This is a genomic window from Ruegeria sp. N10, from assembly GCF_056531545.1.
Genome location: NZ_JBQFLY010000008.1, coordinates 133,429 through 151,020, shown reverse-complemented (window position 1 = coordinate 151,020; position 17,592 = coordinate 133,429). Strand labels below are relative to the sequence as shown.

Genomic DNA, 17,592 nt, shown 5'->3' with positions numbered 1-17,592 from the left:
ACCCCGGCTGACTATGGGCAGGATAGGTTAACGGCTCCTTAACTCATACTTGAATGCGTTTGTTGGAACCGGATGGAACCGGCGTGTCACCCTTTTGCGCGTCAATCAGGTTGCGTGGCCACGAGACTTTGACGATCGCGCCTGTCCGGTCCTTGTGATCAGTCAGATGCTGATACGGGTCCGTGCCATTTGCGAATTTCAGCTCGGCACCGCTGCGTTCCAGCAACGTTTTTGCGATGAACAGTCCCAGTCCCATGCCTTCGTATTCCGGCCGGGTCCGCAGGTCGGCTTCGGCCCGTCTGCGGCGCATGAAGGGATCACCGATGCGTCCAATCATGTGCGACGGGTAGCCGCGCCCGTCATCCATGATGCTGACGGTGATCCTGCTGTCTGTCCATTCGGCTTCGACCCAGACATTCGCGCGGGCGAAATCCACGGCATTCTGGATCAGGTTGCGGAGCCCGTGTATGATCTCGGGCTTTCGCAGGATCGAGGGTTGCAGCACGTCTCCGCCCTGCGTCGGGCCTTCGGAAAAATGAACGACCTTGCCGCGGTCAACATGCGGTTCGGCGGCTTCGTTCACCACCGTCGAAAGCGGAGCCTGCCGCAAATGCAGGTCATCTTTACCGGCACGACCCATATCGCGCAAAATGTCGCGGCACCGATCAGCCTGCTCGCGGATCAAGGCGGCGTCTTCCTTGAGGTCGGGACGGTCGTCCAGCTCTTCGATCAGTTCCGCACTTGTCAGTTTGATCGTGGCCAAGGGGGTGCCCAACTCGTGCGCGGCAGCGGCTACCACGCCACCCAAATCGGTCAATTTTTGCTCGCGGGCCAGCGCCATATGGGTGGCAGCCAGCGCTTCGGACATGGATTGAACCTCGGAACTGACGCGGTGAGAATAAGCACCGATAAAGACGATGGCGATAATGATAGCCGCCCAGTTGCCAAACAGCAGGATTTCCGGAATGTCCAGAAACACTCCGATGTTGGTCCGCAGCGGCAGGTGGAATTCCGCCAGCAAAGTGGTCAGAACAATTGCAACAGCCCCGACAATCAAGGTCGACCGTGTGCTCATCACATTGGCAGAAATCGTGACCGGCCCCAGAAGCAGAAGGGCAAAGGGGTTGTTCAGCCCGCCTGTCAGATACAGCAAGATCGACAGTTGCAACAGATCGAACAGAACCATCAGGAAGTTTTCGAACTCGGACATCCGCTTATTCTGTGGAAACAACAGAATGGCGGTCAGGTTACCCATGACCGAGATCCCGATGGCCAGATAGCACAGGCCCAGTTCCAGCTGCACATGATAGTATTGCTGGGCCACGGTGATGGCGGTGATCTGACCAAAGATGGCAACCCATCGCAACAGGATCAGAGTGCGCAGGCGGATCCAGCTGCTGCGTTCCTGGCCGCGCCAAAAAGTCTGATTGGAATCTGCCATTGGTCGCTTATGTCCTGTTGCAAAGGCTGGTCATCTTGTTAGGTGTCCCGGCCGAAACGATCAACAACTCCTTGCGACCGGAAAACCGAAATGACCCGCCTATACGCAATTCTTGCAACTCTCGTTCTGGCTATTGGCCTAGGTGCGATGTGGCTTTTGACGCGTGGGGGCGGATCCGTCGACCAGTTTGCACAGTGCCGATCCGGGCAGATCGCCGGGGGGACCGCTGCAATCGGCGGGCCGTTTGAACTGGTGAATGGCAAAGGTGAGACGGTGACCGACAAAGACGTTATCACCGAACCCACACTTGTCTATTTCGGATACACATTCTGCCCTGATGTCTGCCCGTTTGACATGTCCCGCAATGTTGAGGCCGTGGATATCCTGAACCAGCGCGGGCAGTCGGCAACGGCGCTGTTCATCTCGATCGATCCCGAACGGGACACGCCCGAGGTTGTGGATGATTATGCCTTCAATCTTGGCGGTAAGACGATTGCGCTGACCGGTTCACCCGAACAGGTCAGGGCGGCGAGCAAGGCTTACAAGACCTTTTACAAGGCACAGGATAAAAGCGACGAATTCTATCTTGTTGACCATTCCACCTTCACCTATCTGGTGACGCCCGAACATGGTTTCCTTGAATTCTTCAAGCGCGATGACACGGCCGAACAGATGGCTGACAAGGTCGGGTGCTTTCTGGACCAGGCTGCGCATTAACAAGGTTGTTTGACCTTTGTTTCTGCGCTGCTATTACTCATGTTTAAGCCAAAGGCATGAAATAGCGGAAAGACCTAACATATGGCAGACAGTTCTCAGCTTGATATCGGCCCTGACAAATCCCTGCTTTTGGTGGATGATGACGAGCCGTTCCTGAGACGTTTGGCCAAGGCCATGGAAAAGCGTGGGTTCGAGGTTGAAACCGCAGGATCCGTCGCCGCAGGTCGTGCAATTTCCACCGCCCGCCCACCGGCTTACGCAGTTGTTGACCTGCGACTGGAGGATGGCAATGGTCTGGATGTGGTTGAGGTTCTGCGCGAAAAGCGCCCCGACAGCCGGGTCGTGGTTCTGACCGGGTACGGGGCGATTGCGACCGCAGTCGCCGCGGTAAAAATCGGCGCAACCGATTATCTGTCGAAACCCGCCGACGCCACCGACATCACGAATGCGCTGCTGGCTAAAGGTGACGAACTGCCCCCGCCGCCGGAAAACCCAATGAGCGCGGACCGTGTGCGCTGGGAACATATCCAACGCGTTTATGAGCTGTGCGACCGCAATGTCAGCGAAACGGCGCGGCGGCTGAACATGCACCGCCGGACCTTGCAGCGGATTTTGGCGAAGCGCAGTCCGCGGTGAATTTAAATCGAGCGTTTGTTCGCAGAGTGAGGTTTATCGAATCTCACTCTCGATTTTTGCAATAAACTCTTTACGGGCAACTGGGTTTGAGAACTGAAATAGCCCTTTTGTTTTAAGCGCACTAAGTACAAATTCTGTTCTTAACGTTGTTTCTCCACGTCTTAGTATGAAAACGTTTGTAGATGTATACTGCTCACTGCACACAACCTCGTATTCATGCAGTTTACCAAAGGCTTTTCCGGTTTCGCTGCCAAAGAAATCCAGATAACTCTGGAACTCTTTTGGGGAAAGATGTCTTTGAATTCGGGCTTCTTCATATCCGTGCACTTGTGGAACAATGACAGTTTTTTCTACCCATCCAGCCTTACATTCTTTGTAACTTAGCTTTCTTAGTTTCTGCCAAGTGCCGGTGAGATAAAATTCTTTGACCTTGCTCAACTGCTGTGTGGTGTATGCATCAAGTTGCCATTGCGCAATTTCATCAAGATGCCCGTTGATGGCAATATCCGTAATTTCTTCGGGTACAAGGCTTACAAGGCGCTTAGTGTCTGTTACACGGATGTTGTGTTTACCCAACAGTTCCTTGAGGTATTCAACATAATATATTGAGGCATTTTTCCGCAACGTAAGAATCTGTTCTTCCAGTAGAAATTGACTTGCAATGTACTTTGCATCGTCTTCTGGTGATGCGGAAACCTTGAATGCAGCACAGCATATTAAACTAACTGAAAGAAAAAACTTAATCACTCAAACTGTCCTTAAAACTCTGACAACAAAACTTTATACCGATCAGAGAATGCCCGCCGCACCTTAACCGGTGGCCTAAGCGTGATCTCCAATCCCTCCATCACCGCTTTATCCGGGCGACCAAAGAATTTCGTCGCCTCGGCCTCGGAAAAGCCTGCGATCTGGGTTGCCTCCATCCAGGCGCTGATCTTGTCGGCCTTTTTGATCTGCCGTTTCACCGTTTTCGGCACTTCAGCGGGCAGGCCGAACCGGATGTGGATCGCCGCCGCCAACCGGTCATCCAGCGCGCCGTAACCGGGGCCCACGGCAGATTTGACCGGCGAAATCATGTCGCCGATCACGTATTCCGGCGCATCATGTAACAGGGCTGCCAGCCGCCATTTGACGGGTGTCTTGGGCGCAATTCTTCCGAAGAGTTCCTCAACCAATAGGGAATGCTCGGCCACGGAATAGGCGAAATCGCCGCGTGTCTGCCCGTTCCAACGTGCCACAAAAGCAAGCCCATGCGCGATATCTTCGATCTCGATATCCACCGGGGTCGGGTCCAGCAGATCCAGCCGACGCCCCGATAACATGCGCTGCCATGCCCTGGGTTGTGTTGCCATTTTGCTATGCCTCGCCTGACCGGACGCGATTGCGCCATATTTTTGTGCTATGATGTACCTGTCTGGATCACTTGCTGCCAACAGTTTCTTGAGCATTTGTGCTTTGAAACGGCGCGCCATGATCCCGACATCAAAACCGAGGGGGGCACATGCTTCTCCCGGTGTGCTCCTCTCGACCGTGAAACGCGAAACGATAGGAGTTTGTCATGTTCAAGCGTTTATTCGCCATTGCCCTGACCTTTGGAATGGCTGCGACCGCCCCACCAGCCTTTGCCCGGAGTTGTGCAGAGCGCGGCGACATCGTCACCAAATTGCAGGAAAACTATGCCGAGGAATTGGCCTTTGGCGGCCTGCAAAAGACGCGCGACGCGCAGTCTGTGATGGAGGTGTGGGCCTCGAAGGAAACGGGCAGCTATACCGTTTTGGTAACCAATGCGAACGGAATCAGTTGTATTGTTGCCGTTGGCACCGATTTTTTTGAAGCGATACCAAAGATAAAAATCGAAGGCACGCCAAGCTGAAAGCGGCCACCAAGCTTCCGGTAACAGTCTTCAAAGTTGCCACCTGCCCCAAGGAGTGCTAGGGGCAGCCGGGACTGTGATTTACCGAAAACGGAGCGCCAGATGGCCGTGGACTATATCGTTAAAGACATTTCGCTGGCCGGGTTCGGCCGCAAGGAATTGGACATTGCCGAAACCGAGATGCCGGGCTTGATGTCCCTGCGTGCGGAATATGGGGAAAGCAAACCTCTGACAGGTGCGCGTATCGTTGGATCGCTGCACATGACCATCCAGACAGCTGTTCTGATTGAAACGCTGGTTGCGCTGGGCGCGGATGTGCGCTGGGCGTCGTGCAACATCTTCTCGACCCAGGACCATGCAGCAGCCGCGATTGCCGAGGCAGGCATTCCCGTCTTCGCCATCAAGGGTCAGACGCTGGAAGAGCATTGGGATTACCTGGATAAATCCTTCTTGTTCGAAGACGGCCCGAACATGATCCTCGACGATGGTGGCGACGCGACCCTGTACATCCTGCTGGGTGCACGTGCGGAAGCGGGCGAAGACGTCATCCCTGTTCCGGGTTCGGAAGAGGAAGAGGTGATCAAGAAGCAGATCGCCAAGCGCATGGCGGCAAGCCCCGGCTGGTTCACCAAGATACGTGACCAGATCCAAGGCGTTTCCGAGGAAACCACCACCGGCGTGAACCGCCTGTATCAACTGGTGAAAGACGGCCACCTGCCCTTCCCGGCGATCAACGTGAATGACTCGGTCACAAAGTCGAAATTCGACAATAAATACGGCTGTAAGGAATCGCTGGTTGACGGTATTCGCCGCGCCACCGACACAATGATGGCCGGTAAGGTTGCCGTGGTTTGCGGCTATGGCGACGTCGGCAAGGGTTCAGCCGCCAGCTTGCGTGGCGCGGGTGCGCGCGTGAAGGTGACCGAAGTTGACCCGATCTGCGCGCTGCAGGCTGCGATGGATGGGTTCGAAGTAACCCTGCTGGAAGACGAAGTTGCCAGCGCGGATATCTTCATCACCACCACCGGCAACAAGGACGTGATCCGCATCGAGCATATGCGCGAGATGAAGGACATGGCCATCGTCGGCAATATCGGGCACTTCGACAACGAGATTCAGGTGGCCAGCCTGAAGAACCACAAGTGGACCAATATCAAGGAGCAGGTGGACATGATCGAGATGCCTTCGGGCAACCGTCTGATCCTGCTGTCTGAAGGCCGCCTTCTCAATCTTGGCAACGCCACAGGTCACCCGTCTTTTGTGATGTCGGCCTCGTTCACCAACCAGGTTCTGGCACAGATCGAGCTGTTCACCAAAGGTGATCAGTACGAGAACAAGGTCTACATCCTGCCCAAGCATCTGGACGAAAAAGTAGCCCGCCTGCATCTGGATCGCATCGGCGTGAAGCTGACGAAGATGGATGCGGATCAGGCCGCGTACATCGGTGTCAAACCAGAAGGTCCATACAAGCCGGAACACTACCGCTACTGATTGTCGTCTGACGATGACACAGAATAACGGACGCCGCCGGTTTCTTTACTCGGCGGCGTTCTTTGTTTTCAGGGTTCTGGTTGTGGCGATCGTGCTGGGTGGCGGTGGCTGGGTGCTGCTGGCGCATCCAAAGACACCGGTGCCATCTCACTGGAACCCATTGCATGACCTTAAAGTCAGCGCGCCGGTCACGCCGGTCACCAGGTATCAACTGAACCGGGCCTTGGCGGATGAAACCCAGTGTCGGGCTACATTGACCGAAGCAGGCGTTCATTTCGAGGCGATGGAGGATCTGGTCATTGATCAGAACTGTGGCATTGCCGCACGGGGCCTTCTGACCCGGCTGGCCACTTCGCACATCGAAGCCGTTGAAACCAGTTGCGCCACAACATTGCGGCTGACGATGTGGGAACACCATGTCGTTCAGCCGGCCGCGTACGAACTGCTTGGAACCGGCATTGCCCGATTGCGCCATGTCGGAAGCTACAATTGCAGGCGCATGCGCACCCTACGAGGTGAAAACAACGGATGGAGCAGCCATGCCCGTGCGGACTCGATCGATATCATCGGTGTGGAGACGACCGATGGCCGCGTGCTGACCCTGTTAAATGACTGGCAGGGCTCCGGACCCGAACCCGCATTCCTGCGGCAAATCTGGCGGGGCGCGTGCGATTGGTTTCGTGTGGTTCTGGGCCCGGACTTCAATCGCTTGCACGCGGATCATTTTCACCTGCAAGGTTCGGGCTGGGGGTATTGTAGATAGGTCTTGTAGCCCGTGCATTCCAGCCCTCGTTAAGGGGGAGGAAACGCAATATTTTATCCTTTTGGGCTGACCTGTGACACGTCTAGTCTCGGCTATCGGTGATTGGTGCCGGATTAACGGATAAAGGAGATTGGGACATGGGCAAGCGCGACGAGTTGATCGCCAAATACGCTGAAGATCTGAAAAACAAATGTGGGATGAACCCCGATATGGACCTGCTGACCAAGGTCACAATCGGTTGCGGTCCGGCAATTTATGACGCAGATGCGGCAACTGTTGCAGCCAGCCAGGCGCCCGAGTTGGAAACCGTCAAGAACAACTTCCTGATCAAGAAACTGGGCCTGTCAGATGGTCCCGAGCTGATGGCAGCGATCAACAAAGCCATGGAAACTTATGGCATGTCCGAGCGCAACAAATACCGCGCCGTGGTCTATTACATGCTGACCAAGCATTTCGGGAAAGAAGCCGTTTACGGCTGATCTTACCGCGCAATCCTAAAACGCCTGCCGTCTTTCCGGCAGGCGTTTCGTATTTGAGTTGTTTTTTAAGGACTTGGCGTTTGAAACGCTGCGCGCGGTTGGGCTAAGGTCAATCCGTGACCAGGACGGTCAGAACCAGATATTTCCATACGCGTGTGGTGAGTAGGGAGCACGCGGGGGTAGGGAAGGTTCTGTATCGTCAGAGCCTTCCCTCATTACTCATCGGAACTCTTTAAGAATACGCGCGATGAGGTTTTCTGCGTTGTCAGGTTGAACGGTTGAATTGTCGTCCGCATTTCCGCCGATGCCTTCCAGATAAACCTCGATCCGCCCCGGGCGCGTCTTGCTGCCCGAGCTTGTGAAGTCCCGTGCAATACCCCCCAGTGCATCGGCGGCCATCGCGGCGTTTTCGGCGTCATCGGGGTGATAAAACCGGACCTGGGTTTCTCTGACCCGGTATCCCACCCGAGCTGTTGCCACCACTGTTGCCTGACCTCGGACAAGCAGTTCCAACGCCCGGTTGCTGGTCTCTTGCGAAACTCTCGACGGTACAAAAAGCGAGACCTCAAGATCAATGATCGGCGTCACAAGAAGCGGTTTCACCTCGGCGTAGGGCGGGTTGGCGGGTGTGTCGATCTCTTGCGGAACGGGATCATTGGTTATCTGTGATATCTGCGATAACCCGTCCTTGTTCAGCGGATTGAGATTGCGAAGTCGTGGATCATACCAGGCAGGAATCGCGGCTTGAATGCCTGAGGCGATCGCGGCGGCCAACGTGGGTTCCATCCGGGCAGGAATGAAAATCTTGGGCGGCGTCAAGGAAATCTCCGGCTTCTCCGTTACCGCTTCGGGATTCGGGCCGGTTGCAAACTCGCTTTCCGGCATGACAGTGTTTTCCGGTTCCTGGGAAAGGGTTACACTGGATTGATCCAAAACAACCGGATCGACTGACTCGCTATTTGGCTTGTCCAAGGGTTCGCTGACGTCAGCGGGTATTGAGAGAGGCTCAGGCTCAGGGGGCCCTGAAACCAACAGATCCTCTGGTATAGGGGCGTCTTTCGGGTCCGGCAGGCTGGTGGCTGCGGCCTCAGGCGGTTCTTCGGGGGCCAGAAAGGTTTCAGAAAGCGCATTCAGAACGGCCTGATCTTCTGCGTCTGCGGGTGGCCAGTCATCTAAAAGATTTGCAACGACCCATTGCAAGGCGGCCCCACACAAAAGGGCAACCAGTACTAACGCGACCCGAGTTTTCTGTTTTTTTCTGACGCGTGGCTTGTCCAGATTTAGCGAGCGGACCCGTTCGGAAACGATCTGCTCAGTATCTGTATCGTCCGGTGGGGGCAGAACGTCCGATTGCGCAGAGGTCGAAGCAGGTTCTTTCAGCGCCTCTTCTTGCGCCCCCGCAAGCACCGACGCGCGCTTCTCCCGCGCCTCTTTCAGGCGCGCTTCCCAGGTTCTCGTGCTTTTCGCAGCAACGGTGTTATCGAGTGTCCCGTTGCCGTTTTCAGTGTCAGACACGGGGTTCATACTTTCAAAACATATCGAATTTATCCGAACAACACCAAGCGGTTACGACCAGAGCAATCATAACCTTCAGGTCCCTACCCGGCGTAGCCCTTGGAAACATAACACCTTGCCGGGCGTTTGAGAAGTTTTGCACCTTGTACAGGACGGCAGGTCAATCCGGCTGCGTTTCACCCAAGGCGCATATCGCCTTCCATTGATCGTCAGTTACCGGCTGCACCGATAAACGAGAGTTTTTCACCAACACCATTTCGGCAAGCCGTTCGTCGGCCTTGATCTGGTCCAGTGTCACGGGTTTGGAAAAGGACCGGACGGCCTTGATATCCACGCATTCCCAGCGCTCATCATCGGTGGAATTGTCGGGATGTGCCTCGGCGCATACTTCGACAATACCAACAACTGACTTGTCCTTTTGAGAGTGGTAGAAGAACCCCCAATCCCCAATGGCCATCTGACGCATGAAATTGCGCGCCTGATAGTTGCGCACACCGTCCCATTCCTCGCCCTTATCCCCCTTGGCCATTTGCTGTTCCCAGCTCCAGGTCGAAGGTTCGGACTTGAAAAGCCAATATGCCATCAGCCGATCACCTTTTTCCAGGGAATCAGTTCAACCGACTGGAACAATCCAGCCTTCGCATAGGGGTCATTATCTGCCCAGTTTTGCGCAGCAGCCAGATCTTCGACGTCGAGCACAACCAGCGAACCGATCATGGCGTCGCCATCCAGCAGCGGCCCTGCCTGCGATACAACACCCGTTTCTTCGATATAGGCCAGATGGGCCGCGCGATTGTCCAACCGGGTTTGCAGTGCCCCGGCTTTGTCACGGGCGATGAGTGCGATCAGCATGTTATTCCTCCTTGAGTGGGCGATTGAGCAGGTTTTGGATGGCCTCGGTCACACTGTAGGCACCATGGCTCAGATCCGCCACCGTTGTACTGATGGGCATGTCCAGCCCTTCCTTGACGGCAATCTCTGACATGGCGCGCGCGGTGGCGACGCCTTCGACAGTAGTATGTTGGTCAAATGGTTGGTTCAGGCCCAAACTAAGACCAAAACGGTAGTTTCGGGACAGCTCTGAGGAACAGGTCAACACCAGATCTCCAAGCCCGGACAAGCCCATCAGGGTGTCAGGACGCGCGCCCCGCAGGGCGGCAAAGCGCTGCATTTCCGCAAAACCGCGAGTCATCAACGCGGCTCGGGCGCTGTCCCCCAGCCCCGCGCCGATTGCTGCGCCGCAACCGATGGCCATGATGTTCTTCAGCGCCCCGCCAAGTTCAGCACCTATGGTGTCAGTGGTCCGATAGAGACGCAGGTTCGCAGTGGCCAGTTTGATCTGCAATGCTTTGCCAAGATTCGTATCACCGCAAGCCAGCGTTAACGCAGTGGGCAAACCGCGCGCTATGTCATCAGCAAAGCTGGGCCCTGTCAGCAAAGCGATCGGGGCGTCGGGGACAACATCCCTGATGACCGCAACGGGCCCGAGGCCAGAATCCAACTCTATCCCCTTACAGCAAGCGACCAGTGTCTTGCCGTGCAGCACCGGGGCGCGATCTTGCAAGGCGCTGCGCAATTGCTGCATAGGAACGGCCAAAAGCAGAATGTCAGCCTTCGACGCCTCAGCGATATTTGCGGTTACGGCGATGTTCGTGCGTAAGGAAACACCAGGCAGCCTGGTGGAGTTTTCGCGCGTCTCATGCATCTGCCGCGCCTGATCGGCGTTTCTGGACCACAGCGTTACTGGCCCGTTGCCTGATAGCGAGATTGCCAAAGCGGTACCAAACGCGCCGGATCCCAGGACAGATACGTTCATGCCTTGGCCCCTTTCTTACCGCTGCCCAGCATTGCCGGGCTGCGTTGATCGAGCGGCCAGCGGGGGCGGGCAGTCAGGTCCAGACCGTCGCGCGCGCCGGTGCGAAAGCGTTCAAGGCCCGCATAGGCAATCATCGCGGCATTGTCTGTGCACAAAGCCAGCGGAGGTGCCGTAAACCGGGCACTTTGCTGCGCGCAAACAGACTCTAACGCTGCCCGAATGGCCGAGTTGGCAGCCACCCCACCTGCAACCGCGACAACGGGATCAGCAGGGTTGTGATCAAGATACAGATCAAGCGCGCGGCGGGTTTTCTCGACCAATGTTTCCACTATGGCCTGCTGGAATCCTGCGCACAGATCAGCTCGGTCCTGACGGGTCAGCCCACCCTTGTCGGCCACGAATTGGTCGCGCATCCGCATAAGTGCCGTCTTAAGGCCCGAAAAAGACAAGTCACAGCCGGGCCGGTCCAGCAGTGGCCTGGGAAAACGGAACCGCTGGGGATTGCCATCACGGGCCTCAGCCTCGACAGACGGGCCGCCGGGTTGCGGCAGGCCCAGCAGGCGAGCGGTCTTGTCAAAGGCTTCCCCAGGTGCGTCGTCGATTGTACCGCCCAGGCGGGTAAACTGCTCGGGGCTATGGGCGATCAGGTATTGGCAATGGCCACCCGACACCAGAAGCGTGAGGTAAGGGAAGGCGATGCCGTCCGTCAGGCGGGGTGTCAGGGCGTGACCGGCAAGATGATTGACGCCAATCAGCGGCAGGCCCGTGGCGGCGCTCAGCCCTTTGGCGCACATGACACCGGACATGACCCCTCCGATCAGACCGGGCCCGGCGGTGACGGCAATAGCGTCCATGTCGCGCAGCGACAGACCGGCGGCGTCCAGCGCCTGCACAACGCAGACATCCAGCTTTTCGGCATGCGCACGGGCCGCAATCTCGGGCACGACACCGCCAAAGGCGCTGTGCAGATCGGTTTGACCGTGTACCACAGAAGACAGGATTTCGGCTTTGGCACCTTTGGTCTGGCGCACGACGGCTGCGGCTGTGTCGTCACAGCTGCTTTCCAAACCCAATACGGTAAGTGTTTGCACCATCACCCTGATCCGTTGCATCATGTATATACGGCGGGGTATCACCCTGCGCGGATGCAAACAATCCTGAAGGGTCAAGGCGCCAAACGTTGTTTTTGTTGATGACCCGCCCTCGCTCCGCCTCGGAAAGGTTTGTCGAGCAGCTGCCAACCGGCGTCAGATCCCGGGTTCAGGTCCTCTATTCGCCGATCATGGAAATCCGGCCTCTGCCAGTTGCGGTGGATACCAAAGGTGTAAAGGGGTTGATCTTTACATCGGCCAATGCGGTGAATGCGGCGGTCTCGAAAGGTGTTGATCGCACTCTGCCGGCCTATTGCGTGGGACCCGCAACAACCGGTACCGCGAAAGGGTATGGGTGGCAGGCCAAGATGGTTGGAACCACGGCAGAAGAATTGGTCGGGCATCTGCTCAAGCATCGGCCCAAAAGCCCCCTTTTGCACCTGCGGGGTGAGCATACACGGGGCAATGTCGCTGGCAGCCTGACCGAATCTGGTCTGACCGTTCGGGAACAGCCGGTCTATCAGCAGCGATTGTTGCCGCTAACACCCGAGGCAACCGAGGCCGCCAGAGGAGATCTGCCTATTATTGCTCCGCTTTTCTCGCCGCGTACGGCGCGACATTTTGCCGATATCTGGGCCGGATCAGCCCCCCTTTGGCTGGTTGCGATCAGCCAGGCTACGGCTGATCCCCTTTATTCCTTGGGCTATGAGCACCTGAAGATCGCAAAACATCCGACACCCAAGAAAATGCGTAAAGCTGTTAAAAAGCTTGTGAAACATGTGTTGCGGGTTGAGGGTGGCGAGGTCCCCGATTAACTTAACCTGGGCTGTTATTCATCTGAATTTGGATTCGATAAGGGGAATATTGCGGTGGCTGGTAAGAAGAAATCCGATCAAAAGCCGGTGGAACCCCTCGTAGCGGATGATGCAGTTGAAACTGATCTGCGGCAGGAAGATACGCCTGTTGACCCGGCTGAACCCGTAGAAGAAGACCTGTCCGAAGCCGAAGCCGAAGCCGAAGCCGAAGCCGAAGCCGAAGCCGAAGCCGAAGCCGAAGCCGAAGCCGAAGCCGAAGCCGAAGCCGAAGCCCCGGTCGATGAAAAGACCGTCGAACGCGTAGTCGAAAAACGCGGCGGTTTCGTTCCGGCCCTGTTGGGTGGGGCGCTGGCTGCCGTTGCAGGTTTCGCGCTGGGCAATGGAGGGCTGTTGCCAACCGGCCCGGACAACTCGGGGGCGCTGGCGGCGCTGGAAGCAAAGCTGACAGAACAATCGGACCAGATCGCCAAGCTGTCACAGGCGCTTGCAAACGGCCCTGATGTGTCTGGACTGGCAGATCAGATCAAAGCATTGTCGGACAAGCTGACACCGGTTGAAGGCGACCTGAGCACGGTAAAATCCTCGGTTGATGCGCTGTCCGGTGAGGTCGCGCCATTGACGGACCGGATCGCCGCGCTGGAAAAAGCCCCGATTGCCTCCACGGCTTCACCCGAGGCAACCGCCGCGTTTGAGGCGGAACTGAAGAAACTTCAGGACTCGCTGGCCGCTCAACGGGCTGAAGTCGAAAAAATGGTTTCGGACGCTCAGGCTCTTGAAGCGAAAGCCTCGGCAGAAGCACAAGCCGCAACGAATGCTGCCATTCTGGCGCGTCTGCGTGGGCAGCTGGACACCGGCCAGCCTTTTTCGGAATTGGTTGCTGAATTGAAGGCAGGCGGCGTGAATGTGCCGGACGCCCTGTCCGGCCCGTCGGAAAAAGGCGTGGCAACTCTGACCGCGCTTCGGGCGTCGTTCGAGCCTGCTGCGCGAAATGCATTGGCCGAGGCGCGCGAGGCTGACAAAGGAACGGGTTTGGTCGCCTTCCTGCAACGTCAAACGGGCGCCCGTTCCGTCACGCCTCAGGAAGGTGATGGTCCAGACGCTGTTCTGTCGCGCGCGCAGGCTGCGCTGGCAGATGGCGACCTGACCAAAGCTTTGAATGAACTGAAATCACTTCCCGAAGTGGCGCAGGCTGCGATGGCCGATTGGGAGCAGGCGGCCGGGACACGAGCCGCCGCCGTTGACTCCGTGAATACGCTGGCTTCCAGCCTGAACTCGAACTGAAGGACCTGCCATGCTGTGGTCATTGTTTAAGATCCTCGTTTTTGTTGCGATTATCGGCCTGCTGGCGCTGGGCGGTCACTTCCTGATGCAAACCAGCGGTGGGGTGCAGATCACCGTCGCGGGCACGGAATTCACCCTTGGGCCGCTTCAGTCGGTGATTGCATTGGGTGTTCTGGTGCTTGCGGTCTGGCTGTTCTTCAAACTGCTCAGCCTGTTGGTTGCGACACTCAAATTCCTTAACGGCGACGAAACCGCCTTGTCGCGGTATTTCGATCGCAGTCGGGAACAGCGCGGCTATCAGGCGCTGGCCGATGGGTTGATGGCGTTGGCCTCGGGCGAAGGGCGCATAGCCATGACCAAGGCCAGTAAGGCCGAAAAGCTGTTGAACAAGCCGGAACTGACGGATCTTCTAGTGGCCCAAGCTGCCGAGATGACGGGTGACACCAAGAAAGCTTCGGACACCTACAAGAAACTGGTGACAAACAGTGCGACCCGGTTTGTCGGGGTACGCGGTATCATGAAACAGAAGCTGGCCGAAGGGGATGATGAAACCGCCCGCAAGCTGGCCGAAAAGGCACTGGCCATCAAACCGCGCCACGAAGAAACACAGGATGTTCTGCTTAATTTGCAGACCAAGGCGCAGGATTGGGCCGGTGCCCGGTCGACGCTGACGTCCAAGTTGAAAGCAGGGTATCTGCCGCGCGACGTATTCAAACGCCGCGATGCGGTTCTGGCGCTGTCCGAAGCCAAAGGAATCCTGGATGAAGGCGCAACTGTCGAGCAACAGGAGCGCGCGATCGAAGCCAATCGCCTGTCGCCCGATCTGGTGCCTGCCGCCGCAATGGCGGCCCGCGCGTATATCGCCAAGGGGAAGTCCCGGGCAGCGACCAAGATCTTGAAAAAAGCGTGGGAGGTTCGTCCGCATCCGGATCTGGCCCATGCCTTTGCCGAGATCGAGCCGGATGAAACCCCGGAACAAAGGGTCAGGCGTTTCACGGCACTGACCCGCATTCATCCTGAAAACATGGAAACCCGTTTGATCCTGGCCGAGCTGAACATTGTGGCCGAAGACTTTCCCGAAGCCCGCCGTGCCTTGGGTGATGTTGTCGAAAAACGGGGTGATGCGCGCGCCTATACATTGATGGCTGCCGTTGAGCGCGGCGAGGGTGCCACGGACGCTGTTGTCCAAGGTTGGCTTGCCAAGGCACTGAACGCGCCGCGCGGCCCGCAATGGGTGTGCGACAACTGTCATGACATTCAACCCGAATGGGGACCTGTCTGTCAGAACTGCCACAGCTTCGATACGCTCAGCTGGCAGACGCCACAGACACCCGAGATTTCAACAGCAACTGGGGTTCACATGTTGCCCCTGATCGTCGGTGCACTTGAAAACCAGACTGAAGAACCCGAAACAGTCGAGCCTGCGGAAGACGACGATGTGGTTGAAGTCACAGTGGATGCCGTAGAGGTCGCGGACGATGCAGAGGCTCAGAAACAGGTCTGAGCCCTGCTGTTGCTAACTGTGAATTGTCGCAATCAATTCGGTTTGCTAACGTCATCCTCGCGTCGGGGAGGGCGTTCAAATCCAAATGCTGGACTACTCTCACAACACTTGGTTGGTGGTGGCTTCGCTTGCCGTGGCGCTCATGGCCGGGTTCACGGGTCTGTACCTGACGCATGGCGCGTCCAGGCTGGATAGCCAGCGACGCAAGTTCGTGGTGGCATTGGCCGCTGTCATTCTGGGCGGCGGCATCTGGTCGATGCATTTCGTGGCGATGCTGGGGCTGCAACTGCCAATTCTGTTTTACTATGATGCCCTGATCACTCTGATGTCGGCACTGGTCGCGATCCTGATGGTCGGGCTGGCGTTGCTGCTGCTGCATTTCCGGCCTCGCTCGGTTCAGACGATGATCGGATCTGGTGTGATTGTCGGGCTGGGCATCGTCGCGATGCACTTTGTCGGGATGGCTGGTATGCAGCTTTGCCGCCCTGTCTATGACATTTTCGATGTTGCTCTGTCAGCACTGGCATCAGTAATCTTGTCGGTGGCTGCAATTTGGGTGGCTTATGGCAACCGGACACAACGGAACATCCTGCTTGGCACGGTTTGTTTCGGACTGGCGGTGTTCACAATGCACTTTGTTGCCACGGGCCTGACTGATTTCGTCGCGAGCGACAGCCTCGGCGGGGCGGGTCCAGCGCTGGATAATCAGGTTTTGGCAATGGGGGTGACGGTATCCGTATTCCTGATCTGTGGCGCTTTCCTATTGACCGGTATCACGTTCATAGAACCAAAGCCCGTGGCTGCACCTGCTGCACCTGCCTCGGGACCTGTGTCGGAACCCGCCCCAATGCGCGCTGGTGTTCCGTATGAGCGCGAAGGCCAGACCTTTTTTGCGCATCCCGCGCGGATCGCCGCCATTCGGGCCGAGGGGCATTACACGGTTCTCTATATGGATGCAGAGAAACTGTTCTGCCCCTGGTCGATCACGGATGCGGAAACGCGACTTTTGCCCGAAGGCTTCCTGCGGGCGCATCGTAGCTATCTGGTGAACCCGAAACACGTCTCGCGCTTTGAACGTCACAAGGACAATGGCACCTGCTATTTCGATGGCGTTGACGCGCTGAGCAAGGTGCCGGTCAGCCGGTCCCGCCTGACGGATATTCGCGAAGCACTGGGATTGTAGGCGCAACTCGTGCAGTTCTTTCGCATTTCGTGAAACAAGCCGCGCGCTCCGTTTTCCTTAACTGGATCAGTTAAATCCGCCGTTCTTTCCTTACCTCAGGTCCCCCAAGGCATATCGCCCGGACCCAGGGAGGAAAAACATGATACCAGCCGGCTTTGAGTATCACCGGCCAGGCGACATTGCCTCGGCCATCGGCATTCTACAGGAATACGGGGACGAGGCGCGCGTGATCGCGGGCGGGCATAGCCTGATCCCGATGATGAAGCTTCGCATGGCCGAGATGGGTCATCTGGTCGATCTTCAGGCCATCGAAGAGCTTAAGGGGATTGAGGTCGGGCCTGACACCGTTACTTTGGGTGCGATGGTCACGCAGCACGAGCTGATCACCCATGGGGATCTGGCCGATGCCATTCCGCTGATCCGCGAGGCGGCTCTTCAGATTGCGGATCCGCAAGTGCGGTACATGGGTACTGTCGGTGGCAATGTGGCCAATGGTGACCCGGGCAATGACATGCCGGGGCTGATGCAGTGCTTGAACGCCGCGTTCGAGTTGTCCGGCCCGGACGGGAAGCGGACAGTTGCCGCGCGTGATTTTTATGAGGCCGCGTATTTTACCGCCCGCGAAGATGAAGAAATCCTGACCCGGATTTCGATCCCTGTACCGGGTACGGGCGTGGGGCAGGCCTATCAAAAGCAAAAGCGCAAGATAGGGGATTATGCGACCGCCGCCGCGGCTGTGATGGTTGGCAACGGTCATGCCTCAGTTGCGATGACCAATCTGGCCGACACGCCCATCTGGTCGGATGAGGCCAGCACCGCGCTGGCTGCGGGCGATGTCGAAGGGTGCGTTGTCGCAATGCTAGAGGCGATCGATCCGGTCGCTGACAACCGCGGCCCCGTCGAATTCAAGAAACACGTGGCCGCCGTGGTGCTGCGCCGCGCCATCGACCGTGCGCAAAGCCGCGCAGGCTGAGGGGGAGGGAACCA

The 17,592-nt window shown here is 57.2% G+C and carries 19 protein-coding genes; 11 read left to right on the top strand and 8 right to left on the bottom strand.

The window, feature by feature from the left end; translation table 11 throughout:
• Positions 1-43: 43 nt before the first annotated feature.
• A complete protein-coding gene (regB, locus tag ACR0JI_RS12860) occupies positions 44-1,441 on the bottom strand; it encodes a sensor histidine kinase RegB (protein WP_480496378.1) in 1,398 nt (465 codons plus the stop codon).
• Between the two features lie 90 nt (positions 1,442-1,531).
• Between regB and ACR0JI_RS12855 the strand changes: the two genes are divergently transcribed.
• Both ACR0JI_RS12855 and ACR0JI_RS12850 read left to right on the top strand, forming a co-directional pair.
• The gene (locus tag ACR0JI_RS12855; protein WP_480496376.1) at positions 1,532-2,158 is read left to right on the top strand and encodes an SCO family protein; all 627 of its coding nucleotides are present in this window, start codon (positions 1,532-1,534) and stop codon (positions 2,156-2,158) included.
• Between the two features lie 81 nt (positions 2,159-2,239).
• Positions 2,240-2,794, top strand: a complete 555-nt coding sequence (locus ACR0JI_RS12850; RefSeq protein ID WP_050604676.1) for an ActR/PrrA/RegA family redox response regulator transcription factor — start codon at positions 2,240-2,242, stop codon at positions 2,792-2,794.
• A 33-nt stretch (positions 2,795-2,827) separates the two neighbouring features.
• Here the strand turns inward: ACR0JI_RS12850 and ACR0JI_RS12845 are convergent, their stop codons facing one another.
• Together ACR0JI_RS12845 and ACR0JI_RS12840 are read right to left on the bottom strand one after the other, a co-directional pair.
• The gene (locus ACR0JI_RS12845) at positions 2,828-3,541 is read right to left on the bottom strand and encodes a hypothetical protein (protein ID WP_480474443.1); all 714 of its coding nucleotides are present in this window, start codon (positions 3,539-3,541) and stop codon (positions 2,828-2,830) included.
• 11 nt (positions 3,542-3,552) lie between these two features.
• Positions 3,553-4,146 (bottom strand): HD domain-containing protein, encoded by a 594-nt coding sequence (locus tag ACR0JI_RS12840; protein ID WP_480474445.1) that lies wholly within the window; start codon positions 4,144-4,146, stop codon positions 3,553-3,555.
• A 206-nt stretch (positions 4,147-4,352) separates the two neighbouring features.
• Between ACR0JI_RS12840 and ACR0JI_RS12835 the strand changes: the two genes are divergently transcribed.
• The 4 genes from ACR0JI_RS12835 to ACR0JI_RS12820 all read left to right on the top strand — a co-directional run bounded on the left by ACR0JI_RS12835 (position 4,353) and on the right by ACR0JI_RS12820 (position 7,400).
• The gene (locus ACR0JI_RS12835) at positions 4,353-4,667 is read left to right on the top strand and encodes a hypothetical protein (RefSeq protein WP_480474447.1); all 315 of its coding nucleotides are present in this window, start codon (positions 4,353-4,355) and stop codon (positions 4,665-4,667) included.
• A gap of 102 nt (positions 4,668-4,769) precedes the next feature.
• On the top strand, positions 4,770-6,158 hold the full coding sequence (gene ahcY, locus ACR0JI_RS12830) for an adenosylhomocysteinase (protein WP_480474448.1): 1,389 nt from the start codon (positions 4,770-4,772) through the stop codon (positions 6,156-6,158).
• 13 nt (positions 6,159-6,171) lie between these two features.
• Complete coding sequence (locus ACR0JI_RS12825) at positions 6,172-6,921, top strand: extensin-like domain-containing protein (RefSeq protein ID WP_480474449.1); 750 nt, start codon at positions 6,172-6,174, stop codon at positions 6,919-6,921.
• 137 nt (positions 6,922-7,058) lie between these two features.
• Positions 7,059-7,400, top strand: coding sequence for a DUF2853 family protein (locus ACR0JI_RS12820; RefSeq protein ID WP_480496375.1), 342 nt, complete (start codon positions 7,059-7,061; stop codon positions 7,398-7,400).
• A gap of 219 nt (positions 7,401-7,619) precedes the next feature.
• Here the strand turns inward: ACR0JI_RS12820 and ACR0JI_RS12815 are convergent, their stop codons facing one another.
• From ACR0JI_RS12815 to tsaD, 5 genes are all read right to left on the bottom strand, one after another.
• A complete protein-coding gene (locus tag ACR0JI_RS12815) occupies positions 7,620-8,915 on the bottom strand; it encodes a hypothetical protein (RefSeq protein ID WP_480496373.1) in 1,296 nt (431 codons plus the stop codon).
• Positions 8,916-9,075: 160 nt separating this feature from the next.
• Positions 9,076-9,498: an EVE domain-containing protein gene (locus ACR0JI_RS12810; RefSeq protein ID WP_480474453.1), complete on the bottom strand. Its 423-nt coding sequence runs from the start codon at positions 9,496-9,498 to the stop codon at positions 9,076-9,078.
• On the bottom strand, positions 9,498-9,767 hold the full coding sequence (locus ACR0JI_RS12805; protein ID WP_480482615.1) for a YciI family protein: 270 nt from the start codon (positions 9,765-9,767) through the stop codon (positions 9,498-9,500). The genes ACR0JI_RS12810 and ACR0JI_RS12805 overlap by 1 nt, the downstream gene beginning before the upstream one ends.
• A 1-nt stretch (position 9,768) precedes the next feature.
• Positions 9,769-10,731, bottom strand: coding sequence for an NAD(P)H-dependent glycerol-3-phosphate dehydrogenase (locus tag ACR0JI_RS12800; RefSeq protein WP_480496371.1), 963 nt, complete (start codon positions 10,729-10,731; stop codon positions 9,769-9,771).
• Positions 10,728-11,825 carry a tRNA (adenosine(37)-N6)-threonylcarbamoyltransferase complex transferase subunit TsaD gene (gene tsaD, locus ACR0JI_RS12795; RefSeq protein WP_480496369.1) on the bottom strand — a complete coding sequence of 366 codons (1,098 nt, stop codon included), beginning with the start codon at positions 11,823-11,825 and terminating at the stop codon, positions 10,728-10,730. The genes ACR0JI_RS12800 and tsaD overlap by 4 nt, the downstream gene beginning before the upstream one ends.
• Positions 11,826-11,923: 98 nt before the next feature.
• On the opposite strand from tsaD, the gene ACR0JI_RS12790 reads away from it, so the two are divergent.
• The 5 genes from ACR0JI_RS12790 to ACR0JI_RS12770 all read left to right on the top strand — a co-directional run bounded on the left by ACR0JI_RS12790 (position 11,924) and on the right by ACR0JI_RS12770 (position 17,578).
• The gene (locus tag ACR0JI_RS12790; protein ID WP_267366542.1) at positions 11,924-12,637 is read left to right on the top strand and encodes a uroporphyrinogen-III synthase; all 714 of its coding nucleotides are present in this window, start codon (positions 11,924-11,926) and stop codon (positions 12,635-12,637) included.
• A gap of 54 nt (positions 12,638-12,691) precedes the next feature.
• On the top strand, positions 12,692-13,918 hold the full coding sequence (locus ACR0JI_RS12785; RefSeq protein WP_480538428.1) for a COG4223 family protein: 1,227 nt from the start codon (positions 12,692-12,694) through the stop codon (positions 13,916-13,918).
• A 10-nt stretch (positions 13,919-13,928) separates the two neighbouring features.
• Positions 13,929-15,422, top strand: coding sequence for a heme biosynthesis HemY N-terminal domain-containing protein (locus ACR0JI_RS12780; RefSeq protein WP_480495012.1), 1,494 nt, complete (start codon positions 13,929-13,931; stop codon positions 15,420-15,422).
• A gap of 85 nt (positions 15,423-15,507) precedes the next feature.
• Positions 15,508-16,605, top strand: a complete 1,098-nt coding sequence (locus ACR0JI_RS12775; RefSeq protein WP_480495010.1) for an MHYT domain-containing protein — start codon at positions 15,508-15,510, stop codon at positions 16,603-16,605.
• A 139-nt stretch (positions 16,606-16,744) separates the two neighbouring features.
• Entirely contained in the window at positions 16,745-17,578 is an 834-nt protein-coding gene (locus ACR0JI_RS12770; protein WP_480495008.1) for an FAD binding domain-containing protein, read from the top strand.
• Positions 17,579-17,592 lie beyond the last annotated feature (14 nt).

Excerpts from the sequence above, each read along its gene's own strand:
- regB (WP_480496378.1), bottom strand. The coding sequence starts at position 1,441 with ATGGCAGATTCCAATCAGACTTTTTGGCGCGGCCAGGAACGCAGCAGC.
- ACR0JI_RS12855 (WP_480496376.1), top strand. The coding sequence starts at position 1,532 with ATGACCCGCCTATACGCAATTCTTGCAACTCTCGTTCTGGCTATTGGC.
- ACR0JI_RS12850 (WP_050604676.1), top strand. The coding sequence starts at position 2,240 with ATGGCAGACAGTTCTCAGCTTGATATCGGCCCTGACAAATCCCTGCTT.
- ACR0JI_RS12840 (WP_480474445.1), bottom strand. The coding sequence starts at position 4,146 with ATGGCAACACAACCCAGGGCATGGCAGCGCATGTTATCGGGGCGTCGG.
- ACR0JI_RS12835 (WP_480474447.1), top strand. The coding sequence starts at position 4,353 with ATGTTCAAGCGTTTATTCGCCATTGCCCTGACCTTTGGAATGGCTGCG.
- ahcY (WP_480474448.1), top strand. The coding sequence starts at position 4,770 with ATGGCCGTGGACTATATCGTTAAAGACATTTCGCTGGCCGGGTTCGGC.
- ACR0JI_RS12825 (WP_480474449.1), top strand. The coding sequence starts at position 6,172 with ATGACACAGAATAACGGACGCCGCCGGTTTCTTTACTCGGCGGCGTTC.
- ACR0JI_RS12820 (WP_480496375.1), top strand. The coding sequence starts at position 7,059 with ATGGGCAAGCGCGACGAGTTGATCGCCAAATACGCTGAAGATCTGAAA.
- ACR0JI_RS12810 (WP_480474453.1), bottom strand. The coding sequence starts at position 9,498 with ATGGCATATTGGCTTTTCAAGTCCGAACCTTCGACCTGGAGCTGGGAA.
- ACR0JI_RS12805 (WP_480482615.1), bottom strand. The coding sequence starts at position 9,767 with ATGCTGATCGCACTCATCGCCCGTGACAAAGCCGGGGCACTGCAAACC.
- ACR0JI_RS12800 (WP_480496371.1), bottom strand. The coding sequence starts at position 10,731 with ATGAACGTATCTGTCCTGGGATCCGGCGCGTTTGGTACCGCTTTGGCA.
- tsaD (WP_480496369.1), bottom strand. The coding sequence starts at position 11,825 with ATGGTGCAAACACTTACCGTATTGGGTTTGGAAAGCAGCTGTGACGAC.
- ACR0JI_RS12790 (WP_267366542.1), top strand. The coding sequence starts at position 11,924 with ATGACCCGCCCTCGCTCCGCCTCGGAAAGGTTTGTCGAGCAGCTGCCA.
- ACR0JI_RS12780 (WP_480495012.1), top strand. The coding sequence starts at position 13,929 with ATGCTGTGGTCATTGTTTAAGATCCTCGTTTTTGTTGCGATTATCGGC.
- ACR0JI_RS12775 (WP_480495010.1), top strand. The coding sequence starts at position 15,508 with ATGCTGGACTACTCTCACAACACTTGGTTGGTGGTGGCTTCGCTTGCC.
- ACR0JI_RS12770 (WP_480495008.1), top strand. The coding sequence starts at position 16,745 with ATGATACCAGCCGGCTTTGAGTATCACCGGCCAGGCGACATTGCCTCG.